The following is a 25,327-nucleotide window of genomic DNA, read 5'->3' as shown; positions in this document are numbered from 1 at the left end:
TTGATAATAATTCCTAAAAAAACTTAAAATTATGGTACTTCTTCGCAAACACCTTACCTTTGTGTTTACACCATTTATTTTGTTGTTCGGTATGGCTCTAACAATGCAGAAAGCTTCACAAGATTTCTCTCAACAATTATTCGATAGATACGAAGATTACAAGGAAAAAACGATAACTAAACGTCGTTTCAAGCATAAAGACATTGTCCCATTGATTGAAAATCTGCCTTTTGATGTGCAGAAAATAGGCAAATCATTTGAACAAAGAGATATTTATCAAATCAAGTTGGGAAGTGGAAAAACGAAGATTTTATTGTGGTCACAAATGCACGGCGATGAACCAACGGCTACGATGGCCTTGTTGGATATTTTTAAGTTTTTTCAAGTGGGCGGCATTCCGCCAAAAAATGATGGTTTCGACGCTTTAAGGGCAACAATATTAGAGAACTGCACGCTTTATTTTGTGCCAATGCTTAACCCTGATGGTGCTGAACGCTACCAAAGACGCACTGCTACCGACATTGATATGAATAGAGATGCCTTGCGTTTTCAGACTCCTGAAGGACAGCTATTAAAAAAACTGCAAGATGAATTGCATCCTGATTTCTCATTTAATCTACACGATAAAGGTACAAAATACAGTGCGGGAGCGAGCGGAAAGCAAGCAACCGTTTCGTTTTTGGCAACTTCTTATAACCATGAAAAAGAGTGGAATGCGACACGTACACGAGCCATGCAGGTAATTTGTGGGATGCACGAAGCATTAGAGCAGTTTATCCCTGGGCATTTGGGTAGATGGAACGACGACCACGAACCACGTGCTTTTGGTGACAATATTGCAAAATGGGGGAGTAGTTTGATTTTGATAGAATCGGGTGGGTATAAAGATGATATTGAAAAACAATTTATCAGAAAACTTAATTTTGTAGCAATTTTGAATGGTTTACAGGCGATTTCTGAAAAATCTTACAAAAAATATAAACTAAAATATTACGAAGCGATTCCAAATAATGATAGGTATTTATTCGACTTGTTGATTCGTCATGCCGAATTTGTGCATGATGGAAAAACTACAATCAAAGATATTGGAATTAATTTAAGTGAAAAAAATGTCAATAATGCTACCGATTTTGAGTATTCGAGCGTTATTGAAGACCTCGGCGACCTTTCAACTTTTTGGGGAATCAAAGAAATTGATGCCAAAGGTTTGACCGTAAGTATGTTGCATGATTTTCCAGAAATAATGCAACAATATAAAATCTCTGAGAAAGAACTCTTGAACCAAGAATTAAATCTCGATGAAAGAGCCAGTTTTCTCCTAACCAAAGACAAAGAAGTTAAATATATTATTCTGAATGGACAGATTAAATAACCCCACCCCCAGCCCCTCCCCGATAGGGAGGGGAGTAACGAAATATTATATTTGTTTTTCCCCTCCCAAGTTCGGGGAGGGGTTAGGGGTGGGGTTAATACTATGTTTTCTCCTTTCCTTCTCCACTTTCGCCCAAAAATCTTACGTCCTTGGCAGAGCTATTGATAAGGTTACTGGAAAGCCAGTACCAGCGGCAACGGTTGTCAATAAAAATACCAAGCAAATAACCAAGACAAGTGAAAATGGTAATTTCTTGGTAAGGGCTTCAAAAGGTGATTCGATAAAAATTACTTCGGTTGGCTATAAAGCAACAGGAATTGCGTGGGATGGGGTAAATATGGAGCCTGTTATCGAAATGCGACAAGATGCGATAGCCTTGCATGAAGTGGTTGTGAGAGATAAGCGTTTGGAGCAAATCAAAAAACAAATTGATGAACTTTTGGCAACGCCCGAGGCTTCTACAAAACTTAAATGGAAAGATATTTCAAACTTGATTAATACAAATACCTCTACTCCTGGAGCAATTGGCATTTCGATAGATGGACTTTATGAACTTTTTAGTAAAGAAGGAAAATCACGCCGAAAGTTAGCCGCAATGAAACAAGAAGATTTAAGAAAACTCTTGGTTGAGTACCGTTATAATTCTGAATACATTTCGTTTGTAACAAAACTAAAAGGTCAGGAGCTAAAGAACTTTATGAAATTTTGTAATTTACCTGATAATTTTGTGTTAACAGCCAACGACTATGACCTTACTTTTGAGGTTTATCGTTGTTTGGATGAATTTCAAAGAATACCAAGTTTTAAATTTTAGATTTTAGATTCGGGATATGAGATTTGGGATACGAGAAAGTTTTTTTTTAAAATCTCATATCTTGCTTCTCGTATCCAGTATCTCAATAACAAAATAATCATGCAAGAAATAACAATACCACAAAGAAAACCACGCACATTTATTGGTGAAGAATTTGCTTTAAATTCATGGCAAGATGTGAAGCCATTGTACGAAAATCTATTGAATCGTACTTTAGGTAATGCCCAAGATTTGCGTCAATGGTTTATTGACCGTAGTGAGTTGGAGTCGTATTTATCAGAAAATATGGCTTGGCGTTATATCAAAATGACTTGTGATACCGCAAGCGAAGAAAATCAAAAAAACTACCAGTTTTTTGTAGAGCAAATTCAGCCCGAACTTTCTGTTTATAGTGACCAACTCAACAAAAAGGTCCTTGATAGTCCGTTTTTAGAGGAATTAACAGATGCTGGTTTTTATATAACAATTCGCGGAATGAAGAAATCAGTCGAGATTTTTCGTGAAGAAAATATTCCAATTGAAACACAAATTCAGACTAAACAAACTGAATATCAGTCAACTACGGCAGCCATGACCGTAAATATTAATGGCGAAGAATTGACTTTACCTAAGGCAGGTGATTTGTTGCAATCGCCGAACCGTGAGATTCGTGAAGAAGCATGGACTAAAATTTCGGAACGCCGGTATCAAGACCATGAAAAATTAGATACTTTATTCAATGAATTGCGTGATTTACGCCATCAATTGGCAGTAAATGCCGGTTTTGTTAACTTCCGTGATTATATGTTTGCGGCAATGGGACGTTTCGATTATACACCACAAGATTGCTTCAATTTCCATGAAGCAGTGGCCGAAACTGTTGTGCCTTTGGTTGATGAAATGGCAAAAGAACGTCGCACGAAGTTAAATGTTGAGGAGTTACGTCCATGGGATTTGAAAGTTGATCCTGATGGAAAACCTGCACTTAAACCATTCAAAAACGGTGAAGATTTGTTGGATAAAACAGTTGAATGTTTCCAAAGAATCGACCCAAAATTGGCCGATTACATTCGTATCATGCGTAGAATGGGACATTTTGATGTAGAATCTCGTAAAGGAAAAGCTCCAGGAGGCTATAATTATCCCTTAGAAGAAATTGGAGTACCATTTATCTTTATGAATGCTACTTCGAGTCTGCGTGATGTGGTCACGATGGTTCATGAAGGTGGACATGCCATCCATTCATTTGAAGTAAGAAACTTACCAATTAATTCATTTAGAAATCCAACTTCAGAGGTGGCAGAATTGGCTTCGATGTCAATGGAATTGATTTCGATGGAGCATTGGGGTGTTTTCTTTGAAAATGAAGAAGACCTAAAACGTGCTAAAATTGAGCATTTGGAAGATATTTTAGAGGTTTTGCCTTGGATTGCGACGGTCGATAAATTTCAACATTGGATTTATGAAAACCCAACGCATAGTATCGAAGAACGTCAAACGCAATGGCTAAAAACATTTGAACAATTCTCAGATTCGATTACAGATTGGAAAGGTTTTGAACGATTCAAACGTTATACTTGGCAACGACAATTGCACATTTACGAAGTGCCGTTTTACTATATTGAATATGGAATGGCTCAATTAGGAGCAATCAGTGTTTGGAGAAATTACAAGCAAGATGCTCAAAAAGGTTTAGATGGATACTTAAATGCTTTGAAATTGGGTTATACCACCACAATCGGCAAGATTTATGAAGCAGCCAATGTAAAATTTGATTTCTCGAAGGCATATATTGCTGAATTGATGGATTTTGTAAAAGATGAACTGGAGAAATTGAAGTAGAACAACTTATTTCTCTAAAAATTAAAAATGGGGGCAGATTTTCGTCTGCCCCCATTTTTATATTATGTCTATTAATAATTACTCAACTTTTGGAGCTTTCATTAAAAAATTAATAGATTTATTTTGAATACCTAATTCATTATTGTTTGGAGCTTTAACGAGGTCAAAACTTATCGTTACTAATATCGAAGTTACTGTACAAACTTGAGAAGTTGATTCTACTGCACAGCTTTTAAAATCATTTTTTTCGTACTCTAAATTCAATACATTTCCTTGACCGACATACCACTCTCCTTCGATTTTATTACCTTCTCTATCAATCATCGAAAACTTTGCATCATTCTTCAAATCAATTTGAAACTTTCCATAATCGACCGTGTTTTTTTCGTTATTCCGTGCATAAACCAAAACATTGTCATCTTTTACCATTTCGGCATTCCAAGTCCCTTTCATTGATTGGGTCAATGCTAAGTTTTGAGAAATGATTTTGGCTTGTGTGGCATTGGGCAAAACCTCATCTTTTGAGCTGCTACATGCAGTCATTAACAATCCAAAAATAACTGAATAAGTGCGAAGTAAAGAATTCCTTTTCATAGTCAGAAGAGTTTTATAGACACAACAAATATTATAAGAAATTGTTATTAGTCAAAGTGTTTTCTTGAAAACATTCTATATAATAATCTGATTATCAGTAATTTATCCTCCATATATATACTTCGAGTTTGCTAATCTTGAAGTTTTTTTAAATATTCTCTATCAAATCTTCAAAAAAGGAATCAACATTGCTACTTCTTTTTGGTATTTTTTATATTGCCCGCCAAATGTTTCAATCAATTTCTTTTCTTCAAAATATATCCCAATTAATAAGTAAATCGTAACGGCTATGGCACTTGCCAAGCTACGTGTTGAAGCCTCTGAAATAAACAAACCCCAAACCAAAAGTAAGATTCCGAAATATAAAGGGTGGCGAACATATTCTAATAATCCATCGGTTTTCAGTTTAGGTATTTCATTCGTTTTCTTGAAATCAATGCCGCTAAATTCACCCAAGTCATAGCCTTGCAAGGCAGTAGCGATAAAGATTACTCCAAAAACACAAATGAATTTTCCTATGACTTGTACATAGCCAGATAATTGCCAAAGAGAGACTTTTTCAGTCGAAAATTGTAAAGTCAGTACAGGAATAAGCAATGCAAAAGCGAAAATATTATAAATCAGTCGATAAAAACGAAAGTTTTTACCCAAGATTTTTGACATAAAATCTTTGAAAAAATTGCTAGCCATTAAACTATGAATAGCCCCATAAAGTAACCAAGCCAGCGAGAGTAGTATCATAAAATGAAAATTGAATTCTAGGAGAAATACAAATATTGTAAAAATTGAACGAAATAAAAAATGCCTTGTTCTCGACTGAAAACAAGGCATTTTACAGTTTTATGAAAGAAACTTAGTTCACTGATTTCACAGAACCAGCTCCCGAAGTATTCGACATGACAGAGGCTCCACCTTTATAACGAACACTGCTTGCCCCACTGGCTTCAGCTACAATTTTGCTTGTTACATAAACCTTCGCATCGCTCGCACCAGAGGCGTCAATGTTGGCAGTTGTTACTTTAAAATCAAAAGCATTGATGTTTGAAGCACCCGAAATCTCAGCGTTCATTGTTTGGCCATCTCCCGTAATTTTAAGGCCAGAAGCACCAGAGCAATCTAAGGAAAGTTTCTTTGCATTTACATTGAAAACGGCACTTGAAGCTCCTGAAACTTGTATATCAAGTTTCTCGCTACTAAAACCAGATACGTTAGATTTTGAAGCTCCTGAAAACTCAGCTCCAGCTAATTTAGGCATTGTGATAGTCACATAAACTTCCTTGTGGTTTCTCCAGCCACTCCAATTGGATGGGTAATGTAGGTCTAAAGTATTGTCTGATACCTTTGCCATGATTTCTTTTACGTCTTGTTCTCGTCCACGAACGTCAACTTTATAGTCATTTCCTTGTGTAACGGTGATAATAAAAGAATTTCCAATATCTAATTTATCGAAACCACTTACATTAAATGTGCGTTTGAGTTCTTGAGAGAAACTATTTGTTGCAATGAAGATGAATAAAACAATTAATTTTTTCATGTTTTCTTGAATTGGTTTGTATTTACTCATTAGATGAGAACAAAATATAAAATGTTGCATAAATACAATAAAATATTTTGTTACTAATAACGTTGGCGTTTTTATTTTATCGCATATACAGCAAAAAAGACCATCTCAAAAGATGGTCTTTTTTGCTGTAACATATTGATAACCCAATGGTTATTTTTCTAAAATCATTTTTTGAACTAATGATTTATTGCCTTCTCTGATTGCACGTACAGTAAGTTCAGTAGCTGGCAATGTTTCTGGTAATGTATATGCTTTGCGGAGATCTTTTACCAAACCTTCTTTGTGCATAATAGTTGTACCATCTTGGTTAGTAATATCAACTGTGATTGATTCATTTTCATCCATTCCACTCAATTTTAAGAAGAATTCTCCTTCAGTTGGATTAGGATACACCCCAATTTCAGCCTTGATATTACGGCTTCTTGCTAAAGTAAACAATGTTCCGTTTTTCAAATCAGTTGTTGCTGAAAGTTTTGAATCTTCCAACACATCCCAAGTACCTCTCTTCAAGTAAGCAATATCTTCAAGACCTGCTTGTGAATTGACTGAAAGTTGAGCTGAGCCTTTAACAGATTCAGATTTCAATGACCAGTATTCATTTTCGTTGATTGTTTCAAGGCTTTCAGAAACTTGACCTGAAATATTTAATGGGCTTTTATATAAATATGAAGCAGTAAGTACTTGGCTATCTGCATTTCTTGCTACGCTGAATGCACGGAAGTTTGTTCCATCACCCAAAGGGAATTCAAATGCCTCATTTCCTTCTCTTTTTACTACACCTTTTACATGTGAGAAGTCAGATGCTCCATTGTGTTTTGCACCTTCTGTAAAGATTAAAGGAGCGTTTGTTGATGACTCAATTACGCCACGACGGAAAGAAACAGAGCCATTGATACGGACAGGTGTTTCAAGTTTTACATCATTGTCTAATTGTATTTGATTAAACGATAACTCTTTTTCACTTTTAATGAATTGTGTACCGTTACCATCAAAAACAGCAATACCTGGTGAATTAACTACACTAAGGTTATCAAAGTTTTTTTGAAAATGAGCTTTTCCGTTGTTAGTGAGTTTGCCTTCGTTTACTACATTAGTATTAAAACTTACGACAGCACCTTCGCTAATGTAGAAGTCAGTATTGTTTACAAACTGTGCGTGAACTTGACTTGCTAAAAGGCAAATGCCAAGAGAGTAAAGAATTTTTTTCATATATGTTACTTTTATCTGTTTTCTGATGATAAAGGTAAAGAGTTGTTTTTAGAAGAAAAAATATTCTTTCTAAATTTTATTTAATGGTAAACATGGTATTTTAATAAAAACAGATAATTTTTTCTAATGTGAGTTTTTGGAACTTTCAGAGATTAAAATTAAGCAATTATCATTCCATTAAGCAAATATCCCAAATTAAAGTTTTTTAAAGGATATTTTAATATGTTTTATGAATTATTGTAGTGAGTTTTACTTTTTTTTAAGCTTTTTTGATTAATATTATCAAACTTGGCATGGCTTTGAGTATGTATTTAACTCAAAATTTTGGTGTAAAACTTGAAATTTTACTAATAAAGTTTCACTCGATTGACTAAAAAAGCCCAAATAATAGCCAAAATAGCTACCAATGAAAAAGCAAAAGGTAAATTAACACTTTTAGAAATAAAGCCAATAATAACGGGGCCAGCCAAAAAACCAGCCATACTAAAAGTATTCATCGTTGCCAAACCAGCTCCTTTTGCCATGCCAGGAACTCTTGCTGCACTACCGTAAAGTACTGGAGCTGCACATGAAACACCAGCCCCAACCATTGTAAAACCAATAATGGCAGAAATAGTAGATGGTAAGAAAATAGCTATCAAAACACCTAAAGCAACTATGACTCCTCCTGCACGAATAACATTATTACCCCCAAATCGTGGAATGAGGGCATCACCAAGAAAACGACCCAAAGCCATAAACATAGAGTAGCCAGCCAGTCCCCAACCTATAAAATAGGCATCGGTTTGAACAATATCTTTCATATAAACCGCTGTCCAATCGGCCATAGTGCCTTCGGTAATGTTTGTACAAAGGCTTATCAAAATCATCAAAAGTAAAGGGCCTTTTGGAAGAATAAACTTCGCTCCACCACTGTCACTATCATTAATTTTTTCTTCGTGAATACTTAAAATTGTTGGCCTGAGTAAAAAGACTAAAATAATTAATGCAATGGCTATTGCAAGCATTTGGTAGGAGGGGAGAATTTGCATTCCCTGTAAAATACTGGCAGCAATAGAACCAAACATAAGTCCTGCACTAAACATCCCATGGCAAGTTGACATGATATTTATTCGATATTGATGTTCAAGACTTGTCACACAAGTATTCATCGCCACATTTGTCACTGACAGGCTCATCCCAACCGCAATCAAACCTGCTACAACGAAAGGTAAAAAGTGGATACTCACAGGAATAATATATGTCGTTGATAAAAGTATTAGGCCTATCACCGTAGTATTTCGCATACCAAAACGGTTGATGAAATACGTAGAAAAGGGATTCATGGTAGTAGCTCCTAAAGGCAAGCTTAGTAGTAATAAACCTAATTGAGCATCATTTAAGTCAAATTTTTGCTTAATGTAAGGAATTAATGTGGCCCAATTACCAAATAAAAAACCCACTGAAATAAAAATCATTCCGATAGCAAGGCTTTGTCGATGGGTAAAAAAAGTACGTAAGTGTTTTAACATTAGTTTGTAATTTCAATTCTGTTTTTTTCGGGGTCGAGGATTACACTTTCGTAATAGCCATCGCCTGTCCATCTTGGTTGTCCAACTATTTCATAACCATCATTGTTTAATTTTTCTGTCAAGCTATCAACAGTTTGGGTATTTCCTACTGAAATAGCGAAGTGAATGAGTCCTATAAATTGCTCGTAAATGTTATTTTTTGAATCGGGAATATTAGGCATTTGCATAAGTTCGAGCCTTGCTCCCGAATCGAAAGAAATGAAATAAGATTCAAAAGATTTTTTCTCATTTCTATATTTTTCGTTTGATTTTCCATCAAAATATTTTTCATAGAAAATCCTCATTTTTTCAAGATCTCTTACCCAAATAGCGATATGTTCGATTTTCATATCTCAAATAAATTCTTGATTTTTTGATAAGTAAGTCCTTGATAATCAACAATATAGCTATCGCACGGAGGTAGCTCTTCTTTTTTGTAAGTTGATAGAACCCCAACCACTTTAGCTCCTGCGGCTTTCCCTGCTGTAACGCCTGAAAATGAATCTTCAAAGACGACACATCTTTCGGGTGAAATATCTAAATTTAATGCTGATTTTAGATAAACTTCTGGATTTGGCTTGTGAGTGCTTACATCTTCGCTTGCGAGCAACGACTGCATTTTGTCACGTAAAGGCAATTTACTCAAAATCAATTCCATATTTAAGTAAGGAGCCGAAGTGGCAATACCTGTTTTTACACCATTGGCTTTTAAATCTTCAATAAATTCTAAAAGGCCATTGATAGGTTTTACATGAGCCTCGTAGATTTCACGAAAAAGTGCTTCTTTTTCAAATTCTTTTTGGGCAAATTCTTCTCCCACCACTGGTCTTTGAAGAAAATGTTTGAGAATGTAGCTATTGCTTTTGCCGTACATGTGGGCGATGAACTCTTCTTCACTTGATGCGATACCAAGTTTATCTAAAAAAGCCTTCCAAGCTAATGAATGGTAGGGATTAGTGTCGCAAATGACACCATCCATGTCGAAAATTACTGCAAATGATGTTTCCAATGCCCTTTGAGGAAAGTTTAAGTTTTTTGCAAAAGTACAGATTTTTGGGGCTTGATTCTATCTTTTCATTTACTAAAAATAATACTAGATTGATAGAATCAATTTTAAAAAACTTATTTTTGTCTTAATTAATATGCTATTGACTATTATTTTATTTGTTTATTGCGTAATCCAATACCTCTTTCAACTTCATAAAACTTTACTTACAATGCCTGTGACAACTTTTTTTGCTAAAAGACTTTTCTTTAATATTTTACTTATTGGGCTATTTTTTTATTCTTTTTCAAGCTTCGCACAAACAAGTGATGCTACGCTTAGTGTTTCTTTTCCTACTAATCGAATGGTTTTTCAGAGAAATAATGAAAATTTTGGTTTCATAAATATCATGGGAAATTACACCCAATCCTTAGATAAAATAGAAGCAAAGCTCACACCCATAGCAGCAGGACAAGGAGTAGCTACAGATTGGCTTTTGGTACAAGCAAACCCAAAAGCTGGGTATTTTGCAGGAAAAATACAAGGACAAGGAGGTTGGTATAAAATGGAAATCAGAGGTGTAAAAAATGATGTTGTTTTGAAAATAATTACAATTGAGAAAGTAGGAATTGGAGAAGTTTTTATTGCTTTAGGGCAATCAAATGCACAAGGAATAAGCGATAGTGGAGCGAAGGGGGCAGAAGATGATCGAGTAAATACAGTAAATTTTTTTAATGAGAATGGTACCGTTCCCGAAAATCTAAATTTCGTCCAATTGAGTCAAAATGTGGATATTGCTCCACATGGCACTGGCCCTTGGTGTTATGGCGAATTAGGCGATAGATTGGTCAAAAGACTGAATGTTCCCGTGATGTTTTTTAATGCGGGTTTTTTGGGCGTCTCTGTCATCAATTGGCGAGAAAGTGCTGAAGGTTTACCAACATTCAATTTTGTTTTGGATGTGGGTGGTCGTTTTCAATATAATTTTGGAATACCCTATTCTAATCTTAAAAATACGTTGAATTATTATGGTTCTTTGTTAGGTGTTCGCTCATTGCTTTGGAATCAAGGTGAAACAGATAACTCACCTAATCGCCTTTCTGCTGATGTTTATGCGGACAATCTTCAAAAAGTAATAGATATTTCACGAAAAGATTTTGATAATGACCTAACATGGATGGTTACTCGAACTTCTTTGACATATCTCACACCATCAAATCCTGAAATTATTGGAGGACAAAATAAAGTGATTAATCAAGCAGGAAACAATGTTTTTGCTGGACCTCTGACTGATAATTTACAAATCCCACGGCCCGATAATGTACACTTTAAAAACGTTCCGCCTGATAATATGGGTCTTTCAATTCTTGCTGAAAATTGGGATAAATTTCTTGACAATAATTTCTTTCAAAATTCAAAACCTGTATTGGCTAAAGCCATTGTTGAACCTCAGATTTTGTGCGATACCGACAATCAAGCGATATTAAAAGTATCCGAAATTTTTAAAAGTATTGAATGGTCGAATGGTTCAACGAGTAACCAAATTTCAGTTGAAAAAGGAGAATATTCGGTTGCTTTAAAAGATTTACAAGGGAATAAATATGTAAGTCCTATAATTAATACGAATCTCATTTATCCAAAAGAAAAGCCTGTCATTACGAATGATATAGATTTAGAATTTTGTACCGATGGTACAAAAAAAGTGTCATTGACTGCTATTGGGGATGAGTTTAAAACATTCCAATGGAGTTCGGGAGAAACTAATCAAAAAATTATGGTAGGAAATTCAGGAGAATTTACTGTAACGGCCAAAAATGAATTTGGTTGTCTTTCGCTTATCTCGGATAAAATAGTTGTGACGGCAAAACCAACTCCCGAACAACCAAAAATTATGGTTTTGCCTGCCAATAATGTTTGCGAAGGACAAAATATTACGCTTTCAACAGATAGCAATGACAAAATACTTTGGAGTAATAATGAGACTACATCGGCGATTTCATTTGATAAAATTGGGAATTATGAGGTTTCGTTGAAAGTAAGTAATGAATTGGGTTGCGTTTCTTCGGAATCAATTTTACAAAAAATAAGTATCAATCCAACACCAAAACAACCAAGTGTTTCACAATTTGGTGTTTTCGCTTTACAAGCAATCACTGGTGATTTTCTTGCTAATGACCAGTTTGAATGGAAGCGAGAAAATACCTTTTTTTTAACTACCAGCACACCCCTCTTGAAAATTGCTCAGCCTGGAGCTTATCAGGTTTCAACAGTGAGAAAATATCAAGTATCTAATAGTCAGTCACTTACTTGTCAATCCAAAGTTTCTGATATTTTTTCTTTTCAATTATTAAATGATTTTGTTTCTATTTATCCTAACCCTGCAACTGACCTCGTGTATTTGGAAACAAAAGAAGTGATGAAAAATTTAGATGTAAGATTTTATACAACTTTAGGAAAACAAGTCTATAAATTTATTTTGGATGATACCTCGGAACGCAAAGAAATTGACCTACGAAGTTTGGAAAGTGGCTCATATATCATAAAAATCAAAGGATACGGTTTTGAAGAAACAAAACGCCTAATAATACAATCAAAATAGTGAAACTATATGCCCAATAAATTGGTTAAATTAGTTCGAGCTTATCCCCTCAAATTGAATGAATAATACCAAAAATACCCAATATCCTGAAGTTGAAACGCTTGACCCTAAGCATTATATTATTATCAAGGGGGCGAAAGTAAATAACCTAAAAAATATTGATGTAGCTATTCCTCGCAACAAATTGGTTGTTATCACTGGGCTTTCGGGTAGTGGAAAATCTTCCTTGGCATTTGATACACTTTTTGCCGAAGGACAACGAATGTATGTGGAAAGCTTGAGTTCGTATGCTCGTCAGTTTTTGGGAAGAATGGAGAAACCTGATGTCGATTATATCAAAGGTGTTTCGCCAGCGATTGCCATTGAACAGAAAGTTGCTACTAAAAATCCTCGTTCAACAGTCGGTACCACCACTGAAATCTACGATTATTTCAAATTACTATTTGCTCGTGCAGGAATCACATATTCGCCAGTTTCAGGTAAAGAAGTCAAAAAAGATACGGTAACGGATGTAGTAAATTTCATTCTTTCACATCAAGAAGGGACTCGAATGATGATTTTGACACCTTTGAAAGTAAAAGAAGGTAGAAAGATAGAAAAAGAATTAGACCTTTTGCTTCACAAAGGCTATACCCGAATCGTGATTGATGATGAAGTAAAACAAATTGAAGAGATTCAGAGTGAAAAAATAAAACTTTCGGACAAACAAAGGTTAGAGATTTTAATTGACCGAAATGTAGTGAAGCATGATGATGAAGATACTCAGTTTCGCTTTTCGGATTCAGTACAAACTGCTTTTTTTGAGGGGGAAGGGGAATGTCTAATTGATATTATTTCTACGAATGAAGCAGGAGAGAAGCAAATTATTAGAAAAACTTTTTCAGATAGGTTTGAACTTGATGATATTACTTTTGAAGAACCAAGTGTCAATTTATTTACATTTAATAATCCTTATGGAGCGTGTAAACGCTGTGAAGGTTATGGAAAAGTATTGGGAATTGACCCAGAATTAGTTCTTCCTGATAAAAACTTATCGGTTTTTGAAGGTGTGATTGCTCCTTGGAGAAGTGAACGAATGAGCGAAGAATGGCTCACACCTTTGCTCCGCAACGGTATTCGTTTTGACTTCCCGATTCATCGTGCTTACAAAGACCTTACAAAAGAGCAGCAACAACTGCTTTGGACAGGGAATAAATATTTTCAAGGACTTGATGCTTTTTTTACAGACATCGAAAGTCAAGTGCATAAGGTACAATACCGTGTGATGCTTTCTCGCTATCGTGGCCGAACCGATTGCCCTGATTGCAGGGGCTCTCGTCTCCGCAAAGATGCAAGTTATGTGAAAGTGGGTGGAGCATCAATCACAGATTTGGTCTTAATGCCTATTTCTGAAGTTGCAAAATTCTTCAGCAATTTACAACTTCCTGATTATCAACAAGCTGTATCAAAGAGAATCTTGATTGAAATCAATGCCCGCCTCGAATACATGGAGCGTGTGGGCTTAGGGTATTTGACTTTAAATCGCCTTACTTCGAGTCTTTCGGGTGGTGAATTTCAACGTATCAAATTGGCAACGTCACTTGGAAGTGCCTTAGTTGGTTCGATGTATATTCTTGATGAACCAAGTATCGGACTTCATCCGAGAGATACGCAGCGATTGGTAAGTGTGTTGGAATCACTACGAGATATGGGAAATACAGTGATAGTGGTAGAGCATGAAGAAGAAGTGATGCGTGCCGCTGATCAAATCATAGATATTGGCCCTGATGCAGGTACATTGGGTGGAGAGCTGGTGTTTCAGGGAAATTGGGATGATATTTCGAGCCATATTTCAGGAACTAAGACTTCCCACACCATCAATTTCTTAACTGGAAAAGACCAAATTCAAGTACCTATCCAACGACGAAAACCAACAGATTTTGTTGAATTAACAGGGGCAAGAGAAAATAATTTAAAAGAATTGAATGTCAAATTCCCTTTGGGAGTACTTACAGTTGTTACGGGGGTAAGTGGTTCAGGAAAATCGACTTTGGTTCGTAAAATTTTGTTTCCTGCCATTGCTCGTTTGAAAGGTGAATATAGTGACGAGGCTGGAAAATACTCGGGCTTGATTGGTTCGCTTGACCGAATCACCCAAGTCGAAATGATTGACCAAAATCCAATCGGGAAATCATCTCGCTCGAACCCTGTTACGTACATCAAAGCTTACGATTATATTCGCCAGATGATGTCAGAGCAACAAATCTCCAAGGCACGTGATTACAAGCCAGCTTTTTTTTCATTCAATGTTGATGGTGGACGTTGCGAAGCCTGTCAAGGAGAGGGCGAACAAACAATTGAGATGCAATTTATGGCTGATGTTCGTCTAAAATGCGAAAGTTGTGGTGGAAAACGTTTCAAACAAGAGATTTTGGAAGTAAAATATAATGAAAAAGACATTTCCGATATTTTGGATATGACAGTCGATGAGGCGATAGATTTTTTTAATATAAGTGAACCAAAACTAGCTGATAAACTTCGCCCTTTACAAGATGTTGGTTTGGGCTATATTCGTTTAGGTCAATCATCAAGTACACTTTCAGGTGGAGAAGCTCAACGTGTCAAATTAGCATTTTTCTTGAGTAGAGGTAATGCTGACAAAGGGAAAACCCTCTTTGTTTTTGATGAGCCAACAACAGGTTTACATTTTCACGACATTAAAAAACTTTTGAAAGCTATCAATGCTTTAGTTGACCAAGGCGATTCGGTTATTATCATTGAACATAATATGGAAATCATCAAATCAGCAGATTGGATAATCGATTTAGGGCCTGAAGGAGGCGAAAAAGGTGGCTATCTGACTTTCGAAGGAACTCCCGAAGAAATGGTAAAATTGGAAGGAAATTATACAGCTGATTTCTTGAAGGAGAAGGTTTAAATCATAGTGCCCTTCTGGGTCATATTTAGAATTTAATAAGAGGAATAGAAGCAAAAAGGTGGCCTTTATGACTACTTTTTTGCTTCTTTAAGTTTACGAAGAGAAGTTTATTTATAGAGCCTTAATTTTAGTAAAAACTTCAAAAAAAACAGCATTTTTTTATTTTCTATAGCATAAATAGCCAAGTTTTTTTCCAGCGTAAAGCATTTTGATAAAGAATTTAGCCGAAATGTATTTTATCAACTAATAATTTCGTTTACTTTGGAGAATTAAATCTGAAATTTACTGCTAATAAACATGACGCTATTTTACCGCCAAAACTTTTACTTAATTCTCTTTTTTTTCTTTACATGTTTCAGTGTTTTTGCTCAAACATTTTCAATATCAGGTGTGGTGCGTGATGCCAAAACGGCCGAGGTTGTGCCGTTTGCGAATGTGTTTATTGCCAATACTACTAAAGGTACCACCACCAATGAAAAAGGAGAATATTCTCTCACAAAAATACCTTTCGGCACGGTCATTATTTCTGTTTCTATGCTTGGATATGCTCCTGCACGCCAGACTATTCGTGAGGAAAAAACTGGTGTCAAAGAAATTGACTTTACACTCAATCCAAACGAGCAAGAACTCAGTGAAGTAAAAGTGTCAAGTAGTCGAGATAAAACGTGGGAAAAATATTTTCAACGTTTTTTAAAGGCTATATTAGGTGATACTCCTTTAGCAAAATCATGCACTATTAAAGACAGCTATCTTATTGATTTTGAGGAGATTAAAGGTATTTTGAAGGCAAAAGCAACTCGCCCAATTGAAGTTGAAAACTTAGCTTTAGGCTATCGAGTGTTCTTTACACTTACGAGTTTTTTATTATCAAATGATGAAATTCAATATCAAGGTTATGCTCGTTTTGAAGAGTTGAAACCAGTCAGCGATAAAGAAGAAAAAAAGTGGAACTTGAATCGAAAAATGGCTTTTGAAGGCTCTGACAGACATTTATTTTGGTCATTGGCACAGCACAAACTCAAAATGGAAGGCTATGAGGCTTTTGTTGATGCAGCAGGTTTCAATCCTGCCAACCGAACTGCTATGTTTTATGGCCAATTGAACAAAAGTATTTTACCAGTTAATTTAGATTCTCTCATTAAAAAAGGGCGAATTGATAATGAATTTCGTATAAAGTTCCCCAAACGTATCGAATTGCACTTTGCAAGTCCATATTTCAATGGTCAATTCTATCGTGACGACAATCGCATGATTTCGTGGATAGAAACGACGAAGGATTTAGATTTCAATGACAAGGGTATTATTCAAAATCCCAAAGATTTGATTGTTTCAGGCTTTATGAGCAATAAACGTTTGGCTGAAATGCTTCCGCTTGATTATTTGCCAAATGAATCCATTCAAAGAGAAATTCCTGCAACAAAAATCAATGTAGCACTTGATTCTACTACACAAAAAAGCATTTGGCGTTTACAAGAGCAAGTGCAACTTTCGACTAATAAATCGTATTATCACCCTAACGAAAACCTATGGTTTGCAGGAGAAATGCTCTATGCCGATGCTGCCATGAGTGATTCGATTAGTAAAGTGGTTTATGTTGAATGGATAAGTCCACAAAATGAGTTAATTATCCGTCAGAAATATCATGTAGATTCATTACATTTTCAAGGGATGGTGAAGCTTCCATCTAACCTTATGTTAGGAAACTATCACCTTCGAGCTTACACAAAATGGATGCGAAATTTTGGAGATTCTTGCTTTTTCGAGCAAATTGTGCCTGTAATTTCACCCAAACAATATATTGTTGGAAAAGCAATCCCATCAGTAAATAATTCTCTGATAAAACTTATTACCGATAAAAAGGTGTATCAGCCACGTGAAAAAATTAATGTTCAAATCGAAGGTACAAAAGCTGAGAATGTAGTAGTTTCGGTAACTGACTCGCTGGTGATTCGCCGAGTAAAATCTTTGGAAACCAAGGCTAAACCATTTCTTTCGGCATCAAGTTTCAAAATTTTACCTGAATTTAAATATCTTGCTGAAACGGGTTTGACGCTTTCGGGTAAAGTTTTAGATAAAAGTGATAAGCCTGCCTTTGCTAATTTGGTTTTTTACTTTGGAAAAGCTCAATATACTGTAACGGCACAAACGGATACCGAAGGAAAATTTTCAGTTTCGGGTATTCAGTTAAGTGATACAACTGATATTAGTTACCAAGCAACCGATCTAAAAGGGCGTTTGTTGAATAAAATTTTATTTGATAACGAAGAATTTCCTATCATAAAACCCTCAGTTTTGACACCAATTTTTGAGATAAAAGACCTAAATACCACAGTTTTAATAGAAAAAGATATTGATTTACCTAAAGATGCGATTCAACTTGATGAAGTGAGCGTAAGAACCAAACGAACAGAAAAGCAATTTGTGAGTAAGCCTATTTATGGAAATCCTGATTTCACCGTTTATGCCAAAGACATGGGGCCAGCCCTGATAGGAATGAACCCAGTATTGGCTCTTCAAGGCAAAGTTCCAGGCGTACAGATTACTTATGCTGATGGTAGAATAAAAGTGAGAATGAGAGGTGGACAGAACTCGATTGAGGGAGATTCGGCACCATTATATTTGATTGATGGTTTTCCTGTGGAAGATGTGAATTCATTGTTAAGCGTTAATTTTGATAATATTGATCGTATTGAGGTATTGAAAACTGCTCGTGCGATGTTTGGTTCGAGAGGAGCCAATGGCGTGATTGCTATTTATACTAAATCTTCGGTGTCTAAGCCATCAGAAAGTAATAATCATGGACTGAAAGCCAGTGCTAAACAACTTACCATCATTGGGTTTCAAGAAGCAAACCCTTTTTTTAGTCCGAATTATGGAACGTCCAAAGAAATTTCCAAGCTAGATATGAGAACAACTATTTTTTGGCAACCCAAACTTAGTTCTAATAAATTCTCATTCTACGCAGCCGATAATATTGGGGTTTATAGAATTTCAGTAAAAAATGGCAATGAAATAGCAGAGACTTTTGTAGAAGTACAAAGATAATAGTATAAAATCAACAAAACCACCCTTTTGAGGTGGTTTTGTAACAATTTTATATTAAGAAAGAGCACAGTCGGAATCCCTTATGAACCACACATTTCGCAACCCTCTGGGTCATCGAGAGAACATTGCATTGCTGCGTATTGGTACTCTTCTTCGCTTGCAAAAGAAGCCGCTGCAGTTGCCTTTGCAGTTTGTTCTTCGGCATATTTGGCATAATCTAATGGTTTTTCTTCAACTACTGAAGTTGCTGGCATTACTTCGGCAATTGCTTGTCTATCAACTGTAAATTTCACAGCATCAGAAGCGGCTTTTGTACGTAAGTAATACATACCTGTTTTCAATCCTGCTTTCCAAGCATAGAAGTGCATCGAAGTCAATTTTCCGAAATTAGCATTTTCCATAAAGATATTCAATGACTGACTTTGGCAAATATATGCTCCTCTGTCGGCTGCCATATCTACGATGGTTTTTTGCTTAATTTCCCAGGCGGTACGATACAAATCTTTCAAGTTTTGAGGAATCTCAGGAATTGCTTGTACTGAACCATTAGCAGCAATTAACTTGTTTTTCATGGTATCATTCCACAAGCCGATTTTTACTAAATCTTTTAATAAGTGCTTATTTACAACCACAAATTCCCCAGAAAGTACACGACGGGTATAAATATTTGAAGTATAAGGTTCAAAACATTCATTATTGCCCAAAATTTGACTTGTTGAAGCTGTTGGCATAGGAGCAACTAATAAGGAGTTCCTTACACCATTTTTAACTACTTTTTCACGCAATTCCTCCCAATTCCAACGACCGGATTCTGGAGTTACGTTCCACATATCAAATTGGAAAATACCTTTTGAAATCGGAGAGCCTTCCCAAGTTGGATAAGGGCCGTCTTTGATCGCCAACTCCATTGAGGCTTCCATGGCTGCATAATAAATCGTTTCAAAAATGTCTTTATTCAACTGACGAGCTTCGTCTGATTCAAATGGCATTTTTAATAAAATAAAGGCATCAGCTAAACCTTGAATTCCTAAACCAATCGGACGGTGACGGAGATTACTATGTTTTGCCTCAGGTACAGGGTAATAATTTACATCGATTACTTTGTTGAGGTTTTTAGTGATTACTTTCGTTACTTCATATAATTTCTGATGATCAAACTTCAAGAATCCTGTTTTTTCATCTTTTGCGATATATTTTGGCAGAGCAATTGAAGCTAAGTTACAGACTGCCACTTCGTCAGGAGCAGTGTATTCGATGATTTCAGTACAAAGATTCGATGATTTTATCGTTCCCAAATTCTTTTGGTTTGATTTTTTATTAGCAGCATCTTTGTATAACATATATGGTGTACCTGTCTCAATTTGAGACTCCATAATAGCAAACCAAAGGTCTTGAGCTTTGATAGTCTTACGTGCTTTACCTTCTAATTCGTATTTTTCGTAAAGTCTTTCAAATTCTTCTCCATAGCACTCTGATAGACCTGGAGCTTCGTGAGGACAAAATAGAGACCAAGTTTCATTAGCTTCTACACGTTTCATGAATAAATCTGAAATCCAAAGAGCGTAGAATAAATCTCTCGCACGAAGTTCTTCTTTTCCGTGATTCTTTTTTAAATCCAAAAATTCAAAAATATCAGCGTGGTGTGGTTCGATATAAATAGCAAACGAACCTTTTCTTTTGCCACCACCTTGGTCAACGTAGCGAGCTGTATCATTGAAAACACGCAGCATCGGCACGATACCATTAGATGTTCCATTAGTGCCTTTGATGTAAGATCCTGTGGCACGAATATCATGAATAGCCAATCCTATACCACCAGCAGATTGTGAAATCTGAGCCGTTTGAGCTAAAGTTTCATAAATTCCGGTGATGCTATCTTCTTTCATTGTTAACAAGAAACAAGAAGATAGCTGAGGTTTTGGTGTTCCTGCGTTGAATAATGTAGGAGTCGCATGTGTAAACCAACGTTCTGAAAGCAATTCATACGTCTCAATTACACGGTCAATATCTTCGCCATGAATACCAACAGCAACACGCATAAGCATGTGTTGTGGACGTTCAACGATTTTGCCGTTAAGTTTTAATAAGTATGATTTTTCAAGCGTTTTGTAACCAAAATAATCGTAGCCAAAATCACGGTCATAAATAATAGCAGAATCAAGCAAAGCAGCATGTTTCTGAATTACTTTCCAAGTGTCTTTGGCAATAAGTGAAGCATTTTGGTCAGTTTTGGGGTCGGTATAATGATACAACATTTTCATTGTACCAGAAAACGACTTAAGGGTGTTTTTATGAAGGTTTGAAATAGCAATCCGAGCTGCCAAAACAGCATAATCGGGATGCTTAGTTGTCATCGAAGCGGCCGTTTCGGCAGCAAGACTATCTAATTCGCTGGTATTTACACCATCATAGATACCCGCCACAACTTTCATAGCAACTTCAACGGGTTGGACAAATGCAGGCTCTAAACCATAGCACAGTCGCTCAATACGAGCAGTGATTTTGTCGAACTTTACCGACTCGCGGCGTCCGTCTCTCTTGATTACATACATAAGGCAGCCTTTTTAATAAGGATTTTAGGAATTCACAACAAATTTCAATGAGGTCAAAATTTGACCTTTAATAAGGATTCAACTACTGTTATTATTTATATATTTAGTGACTGCCAGTCACTTTTTGGGTTCGGGAAATACGAGTATTTTTATAAAATAAGCAGCCAATTATTCATGTATATTTTTATGCATACTGAATACCGATATGATTGTAAAATTAATAAATAATCAAGCTATTTAAAAATCAAAAAACGATACTTAATTAGCAATACTTAAAAAGTGTAATGTTAAGAAATTATTAAGCCCTAATAATCAGTTAGTTACTTAATTGGTGGATTAGAAAAGTGAAATAAAAAAAGTTATCCACACGGTTGTAAATACTTTTTTCTTATAATTCAACGAGGCAGTTTATAGAAGTTTTAGTTGTGTTTTCATTGACAAATGTAAATATTTAATTTTCAGAAAAAAAAATAAATTCTGAAAAAGTTATCCACACTCGATTTTTCTCCTTAATCATGACATTCCATGAGTAATAAGTCACCAGATTCGTAAGAAATTTGCACAATTCCATCTGCTGCCACTTCGTTACTATTTCCTGAACGATATCCGAGTATAAGTTGCTCATTATCAAGTGAATAACGCAAGTTTTGGGTGTAAATACCTGTTGTCGTTCCTATCGGAATAAGTGAAATTTGGAAACTTTTTGCGAACCATTTTTGGAATACATAGGGCTTGGGGTGTAAAGGATAAATGACCGAATAATCATCAATCATCACGATATGAAGTTTACTTTTGTAACGAACAATATTGGTCATATTAGTAATAGAATGGTCGGCTCGACGACCCGTAGCCCATACAACATTCACCGCAGGAAAGCCCCTTTCTATCAGAAAATCAAAGGCTTTTTCTAAGTCCGTTTTGTCTTGATCAGGTGTATGTACAACCTCAATTGGGTATTGGCTTTCCTCAATTTCGCTCAGATTTAATTCCTCATCAAAATCGCCAAGAAGTACATCTATCTTAATTCCAAGCGGCATTACACGCTGAATTGCACTGTCTAGAACCACCACAAATGGACTCCATTCCAGCAACTGCCCAAGCAATTCAAAACTGCAACTTTCGCCATTCGCAATGATGAGAGCTGGCTCTTGTTTTTCTCTTACAATATGGTGTGAAGACATTTTCTTACTTAGTAATAATAACCAAATATAATGGTCAATTTATTGGCCATTATTTACAAATATTAATTCTAGTTTTCTTGAGTTTAATAATTTTAAACATTAGGGTCGAATATCCATTGAAACTGTGGCTACTGTTGATGGTTCTAAGTCCAAAAGTTTCAAATACTTTTTTATGGTATTTTCAGAACGTCCTAAGCGTCCGACTAATTGTCCAAGTGTATGACTTGTAGCATTATGTTTAATATAATTAATGTCAGAAGAAGAGAGCGTACTTTCAATTCTGCTTTTTAAGCTTTTTTTACCAGACATTTTTTGTTTGAAAATTACGTAGAGCAACAAAGATAGGCAGAAACCTTTGGTTAAAAAAAGTAATAAATTTCAAAATAGTTTCCTTTTTGAGAATATTTATCCTAAAATTTATATATTTGTCTTTAAAATATATTGCTTTCCTACCCCATAAAGATGTCTGGTAATACTTTTCGAAAAAAACAACCACCCAAGAGTACACCACGTGGCTCTTCGGGAGGTAAAGGTGGCGTAACTCAAATGCCCATTGAGTTCAACGTCAACAAGGATAGCTATTTACTCGCTTTTGGCATTTTTTTGCTAATTCTGTCAGTAATTTTGCTCATCTCTTTTGTCTCCTATCTTTTTACAGGTGATGCAGATCAAGATATTGTTCAACGTACTTTCAAAGCTTCTCTTGAACAAACTGACCGTAAAGCTCGCAACGCAATGGGATTGATGGGTGCATATTTTTCACACTTTTTTATCTTTCAATGGTTTGGATTAGCTGCTTTTGGCTGGTTACCTGTTGTTTTTTGGGCAGGCTATCGTTTGACTTTCAAGAAAGATTTACTTCCACAAAGTTTTAATCGTTTTACGCTCTCCAGTATTTTTTATATTTTTTGGACAAGTATTTTCTTAGGCTATTTTGCTTCCTTGTTTGATTTGCCTGCTGGAACTGTTTGTGGAGGAATTGGCTATACTGTTAATCAGTTTTTTCATCAAGCTATTGGTTGGGGTGGTATATTGGTCATTTTATTGATTTTGGCAGGTTGGTTGATTTTCTTTCATGGTTATACCAAAATTGATGACTGGTTTTTTGCCAAATATTTTCAGCGTGACCCTCGTGAAGATGTAGCCACCGACCGTATTCGTCGTGCCATACAAGTTGAGGATGATGAAGACGAAGAAATAGAAGAAAATACTTTCAGAAATACGCCACCTCCTACTAAACGAGAAACGGTTGATAAAATTGATTTCTTGAAAGTAGGAAACGATAAAATTGAAAATGATGAAGTCATTGTTCCGAAACCATTTGAAGAAAAAAATGTAAGGTTGGAGGTAGAAAGTGTTGAAAAAACAAAAAATACTTTACCAAATGAGCCATTTAAGGGAGGTCCAACTTTTATAATCGAAGATACCAGTAAAAATGAATCGGAAGAAGAAGAGGATGTTTTTGAAAATGATTTAGATGATGATGGTGTCAATGAAAAAGTATTAAAAGACTTTGGTTTGTTTGATCCAACACTTGATTTAGGCAATTATCAATATCCTCCACTCTCACTTTTGAGCGAATATAGTAATTCAGGAAGCAAAGTTACAGAAGAAGAACTGGAAGCAAATAAAAACAAAATTGTGGAAACAATGCGTAATTTCCAGATAGGAATAGCAAGCATTAAAGCTACAATTGGCCCAACAGTAACCCTTTATGAAATTGTGCCAGATGCGGGTATTCGTATTTCAAAAATTAAAAATTTGGAAGATGATATTGCCTTAAATTTGGCCGCTTTGGGTATTCGTATTATTGCACCAATGCCAGGAAAAGGCACGATTGGTATTGAAGTTCCGAACAAAAACCGAGAGATGGTTACGATGAAATCGGTGATTTCGAGTGAGAAATTTCAAAAAACTAATTTTGAATTACCCATTATTCTTGGAAAAACGATTTCGAACGAAATATTTGTAACTGATTTGGCCAAAATGCCTCACTTACTCATGGCGGGAGCTACGGGTCAAGGTAAATCAGTTGGTTTGAATGTTATTTTGGCATCTTTGCTTTATAAAAAACACCCTGCTCAAATAAAATTTGTGTTGGTTGACCCTAAGAAAGTTGAGTTGACGCTTTATAACAAAATCGAAAGACATTTCTTGGCAATGTTACCCAATGCTGAAGAAGCAATTATTACAGATACAAAAAAAGTTGTTTATACCCTCAACTCACTTTGTATCGAAATGGATAATCGCTATAATTTGCTGAAAGATGCAGGTGTACGAAATATCAAAGAGTATAATGTCAAGTTTGTTCAAAGAAGATTAAATCCAGAGAAGGGACACCGTTATTTGCCATACATCGTGTTGGTTATTGACGAGTTAGCAGATTTGATGATGACGGCTGGAAAGGAAGTGGAACAACCGATTGCTCGTTTGGCTCAGTTGGCTCGTGCTATTGGTATTCACTTGATTGTAGCTACACAACGTCCATCAGTCAATGTTATCACAGGTTTGATAAAAGCCAATTTCCCAGCTCGTTTGTCATTCAAAGTTACTTCTAAAATTGACTCAAGAACAATTTTAGATACGGGTGGCTCGGAGCAATTGGTAGGGAATGGAGATATGTTGCTTTCAATGGGGTCGGATATGGTTCGTTTGCAATGTCCATTTGTTGATACGCCCGAAGTTGAAGAAATTTGTGAGTTTATTGGAAGCCAACGAGCGTATGAATCTGCGTATTTATTGCCAGAATTCTATGGCGATGAAGAAGGTGAAACGGCCGAATTTGATGCTTCAGAACTTGATGTAATGTTTGAAGAAGCGGCACGTTTGATGGTTTCGCACCAACAAGGCAGTACCTCGTTGATTCAGCGTAAAATGAAATTAGGCTATAATCGTGCAGGAAGAATCATCGACCAATTGGAAGGTGCAGGAATTGTTGGGCCATTCGAGGGAAGCAAGGCACGGGAAGTTTTAGTAAAGGATATGGAACATTTAGAAGAGATTTTAAGAAAATTGAGGTAAAAACAACCTTTTGAATTAATTTTGCGTCTTAAATGTTATAAAAGACGGAATAAATATTAATCCTTCAATATATAAATCTCGTCTAACTAACAATAAAAACATA

Annotated in this window: 17 protein-coding genes; 7 read left to right on the top strand and 10 right to left on the bottom strand. The window is 35.7% G+C overall.

All coding sequences use genetic code 11. The features are described from left to right. Nucleotides 1–31: 31 nt before the first annotated feature. The 3 genes from ACQUQZ_RS21730 (at nt 32) to ACQUQZ_RS21720 (ending at nt 4,007) form a co-directional block, all read left to right on the top strand. Entirely contained in the window at nt 32–1,372 is a 1,341-nt protein-coding gene (locus ACQUQZ_RS21730) for a M14 family zinc carboxypeptidase (RefSeq protein WP_435357195.1), read from the top strand. Nucleotides 1,373–1,460: 88 nt separating this feature from the next. Continuing rightward, entirely contained in the window at nt 1,461–2,186 is a 726-nt protein-coding gene (locus ACQUQZ_RS21725; RefSeq protein ID WP_435357194.1) for a carboxypeptidase-like regulatory domain-containing protein, read from the top strand. A gap of 99 nt (nt 2,187–2,285) precedes the next feature. Further along, nucleotides 2,286–4,007, top strand: coding sequence for a M3 family oligoendopeptidase (locus tag ACQUQZ_RS21720; RefSeq protein WP_435357193.1), 1,722 nt, complete (start codon nt 2,286–2,288; stop codon nt 4,005–4,007). A 78-nt stretch (nt 4,008–4,085) separates the two neighbouring features. Here the strand turns inward: ACQUQZ_RS21720 and ACQUQZ_RS21715 are convergent, their stop codons facing one another. The 7 genes from ACQUQZ_RS21715 to ACQUQZ_RS21685 all read right to left on the bottom strand — a co-directional run bounded on the left by ACQUQZ_RS21715 (nt 4,086) and on the right by ACQUQZ_RS21685 (nt 9,933). After that, the gene (locus ACQUQZ_RS21715) at nt 4,086–4,601 is read right to left on the bottom strand and encodes a hypothetical protein (protein WP_435357192.1); all 516 of its coding nucleotides are present in this window, start codon (nt 4,599–4,601) and stop codon (nt 4,086–4,088) included. 162 nt (nt 4,602–4,763) lie between these two features. Then, nucleotides 4,764–5,342, bottom strand: a complete 579-nt coding sequence (locus ACQUQZ_RS21710; protein WP_435357191.1) for a methyltransferase family protein — start codon at nt 5,340–5,342, stop codon at nt 4,764–4,766. Between the two features lie 112 nt (nt 5,343–5,454). Then, a complete protein-coding gene (locus ACQUQZ_RS21705; RefSeq protein ID WP_435357190.1) occupies nt 5,455–6,135 on the bottom strand; it encodes a head GIN domain-containing protein in 681 nt (226 codons plus the stop codon). Nucleotides 6,136–6,315: 180 nt separating this feature from the next. After that, nucleotides 6,316–7,374: a hypothetical protein gene (locus ACQUQZ_RS21700; RefSeq protein ID WP_435357189.1), complete on the bottom strand. Its 1,059-nt coding sequence runs from the start codon at nt 7,372–7,374 to the stop codon at nt 6,316–6,318. A gap of 347 nt (nt 7,375–7,721) precedes the next feature. Beyond that, nucleotides 7,722–8,885 carry an MFS transporter gene (locus tag ACQUQZ_RS21695; protein ID WP_435357188.1) on the bottom strand — a complete coding sequence of 388 codons (1,164 nt, stop codon included), beginning with the start codon at nt 8,883–8,885 and terminating at the stop codon, nt 7,722–7,724. After that, nucleotides 8,885–9,274 (bottom strand): VOC family protein, encoded by a 390-nt coding sequence (locus ACQUQZ_RS21690; protein ID WP_435357187.1) that lies wholly within the window; start codon nt 9,272–9,274, stop codon nt 8,885–8,887. The genes ACQUQZ_RS21695 and ACQUQZ_RS21690 overlap by 1 nt, the downstream gene beginning before the upstream one ends. After that, nucleotides 9,271–9,933, bottom strand: a complete 663-nt coding sequence (locus ACQUQZ_RS21685; protein WP_435357186.1) for an HAD family hydrolase — start codon at nt 9,931–9,933, stop codon at nt 9,271–9,273. Before ACQUQZ_RS21685 ends, ACQUQZ_RS21690 begins: the two co-directional genes overlap by 4 nt. A 208-nt stretch (nt 9,934–10,141) precedes the next feature. Between ACQUQZ_RS21685 and ACQUQZ_RS21680 the strand changes: the two genes are divergently transcribed. The 3 genes from ACQUQZ_RS21680 to ACQUQZ_RS21670 all read left to right on the top strand — a co-directional run bounded on the left by ACQUQZ_RS21680 (nt 10,142) and on the right by ACQUQZ_RS21670 (nt 18,470). After that, a complete protein-coding gene (locus ACQUQZ_RS21680; RefSeq protein WP_435357185.1) occupies nt 10,142–12,508 on the top strand; it encodes a T9SS type A sorting domain-containing protein in 2,367 nt (788 codons plus the stop codon). Between the two features lie 58 nt (nt 12,509–12,566). Further along, complete coding sequence (uvrA, locus tag ACQUQZ_RS21675) at nt 12,567–15,425, top strand: excinuclease ABC subunit UvrA (protein ID WP_435357184.1); 2,859 nt, start codon at nt 12,567–12,569, stop codon at nt 15,423–15,425. Between the two features lie 297 nt (nt 15,426–15,722). Further along, the gene (locus ACQUQZ_RS21670; protein ID WP_435357183.1) at nt 15,723–18,470 is read left to right on the top strand and encodes a carboxypeptidase-like regulatory domain-containing protein; all 2,748 of its coding nucleotides are present in this window, start codon (nt 15,723–15,725) and stop codon (nt 18,468–18,470) included. Between the two features lie 80 nt (nt 18,471–18,550). Here the strand turns inward: ACQUQZ_RS21670 and ACQUQZ_RS21665 are convergent, their stop codons facing one another. The 3 genes from ACQUQZ_RS21665 to ACQUQZ_RS21655 all read right to left on the bottom strand — a co-directional run bounded on the left by ACQUQZ_RS21665 (nt 18,551) and on the right by ACQUQZ_RS21655 (nt 22,512). Continuing rightward, nucleotides 18,551–21,022, bottom strand: coding sequence for a ribonucleoside-diphosphate reductase subunit alpha (locus ACQUQZ_RS21665; protein ID WP_435357182.1), 2,472 nt, complete (start codon nt 21,020–21,022; stop codon nt 18,551–18,553). Nucleotides 21,023–21,531: 509 nt separating this feature from the next. After that, complete coding sequence (locus tag ACQUQZ_RS21660; protein WP_435357181.1) at nt 21,532–22,203, bottom strand: thiamine diphosphokinase; 672 nt, start codon at nt 22,201–22,203, stop codon at nt 21,532–21,534. Between the two features lie 99 nt (nt 22,204–22,302). After that, nucleotides 22,303–22,512 carry a hypothetical protein gene (locus ACQUQZ_RS21655; RefSeq protein ID WP_435357180.1) on the bottom strand — a complete coding sequence of 70 codons (210 nt, stop codon included), beginning with the start codon at nt 22,510–22,512 and terminating at the stop codon, nt 22,303–22,305. A gap of 153 nt (nt 22,513–22,665) precedes the next feature. Here ACQUQZ_RS21655 and ACQUQZ_RS21650 point away from each other — a divergent pair, with 153 nt between their 5' ends. Further along, nucleotides 22,666–25,224 (top strand): DNA translocase FtsK 4TM domain-containing protein, encoded by a 2,559-nt coding sequence (locus ACQUQZ_RS21650; protein ID WP_435357179.1) that lies wholly within the window; start codon nt 22,666–22,668, stop codon nt 25,222–25,224. The last annotated feature ends 103 nt before the right edge of the window (nt 25,225–25,327 follow it).

Source organism: Emticicia sp. SJ17W-69, assembly GCF_051209875.1.
GTDB lineage: Bacteria > Bacteroidota > Bacteroidia > Cytophagales > Spirosomataceae > Emticicia.
This window is presented reverse-complemented; position numbering and strand designations above follow the sequence as displayed.

What these genes read in the sequence shown, in the direction of transcription:
- ACQUQZ_RS21730 (WP_435357195.1), top strand. Translation starts at nt 32, where the DNA reads ATGGTACTTCTTCGCAAACACCTTACCTTTGTGTTTACACCATTTATT.
- ACQUQZ_RS21720 (WP_435357193.1), top strand. Translation starts at nt 2,286, where the DNA reads ATGCAAGAAATAACAATACCACAAAGAAAACCACGCACATTTATTGGT.
- ACQUQZ_RS21715 (WP_435357192.1), bottom strand. Translation starts at nt 4,601, where the DNA reads ATGAAAAGGAATTCTTTACTTCGCACTTATTCAGTTATTTTTGGATTG.
- ACQUQZ_RS21710 (WP_435357191.1), bottom strand. Translation starts at nt 5,342, where the DNA reads ATGATACTACTCTCGCTGGCTTGGTTACTTTATGGGGCTATTCATAGT.
- ACQUQZ_RS21705 (WP_435357190.1), bottom strand. Translation starts at nt 6,135, where the DNA reads ATGAAAAAATTAATTGTTTTATTCATCTTCATTGCAACAAATAGTTTC.
- ACQUQZ_RS21700 (WP_435357189.1), bottom strand. Translation starts at nt 7,374, where the DNA reads ATGAAAAAAATTCTTTACTCTCTTGGCATTTGCCTTTTAGCAAGTCAA.
- ACQUQZ_RS21695 (WP_435357188.1), bottom strand. Translation starts at nt 8,885, where the DNA reads ATGTTAAAACACTTACGTACTTTTTTTACCCATCGACAAAGCCTTGCT.
- ACQUQZ_RS21690 (WP_435357187.1), bottom strand. Translation starts at nt 9,274, where the DNA reads ATGAAAATCGAACATATCGCTATTTGGGTAAGAGATCTTGAAAAAATG.
- ACQUQZ_RS21680 (WP_435357185.1), top strand. Translation starts at nt 10,142, where the DNA reads ATGCCTGTGACAACTTTTTTTGCTAAAAGACTTTTCTTTAATATTTTA.
- uvrA (WP_435357184.1), top strand. Translation starts at nt 12,567, where the DNA reads ATGAATAATACCAAAAATACCCAATATCCTGAAGTTGAAACGCTTGAC.
- ACQUQZ_RS21670 (WP_435357183.1), top strand. Translation starts at nt 15,723, where the DNA reads ATGACGCTATTTTACCGCCAAAACTTTTACTTAATTCTCTTTTTTTTC.
- ACQUQZ_RS21665 (WP_435357182.1), bottom strand. Translation starts at nt 21,022, where the DNA reads ATGTATGTAATCAAGAGAGACGGACGCCGCGAGTCGGTAAAGTTCGAC.
- ACQUQZ_RS21660 (WP_435357181.1), bottom strand. Translation starts at nt 22,203, where the DNA reads ATGTCTTCACACCATATTGTAAGAGAAAAACAAGAGCCAGCTCTCATC.
- ACQUQZ_RS21655 (WP_435357180.1), bottom strand. Translation starts at nt 22,512, where the DNA reads ATGTCTGGTAAAAAAAGCTTAAAAAGCAGAATTGAAAGTACGCTCTCT.
- ACQUQZ_RS21650 (WP_435357179.1), top strand. Translation starts at nt 22,666, where the DNA reads ATGTCTGGTAATACTTTTCGAAAAAAACAACCACCCAAGAGTACACCA.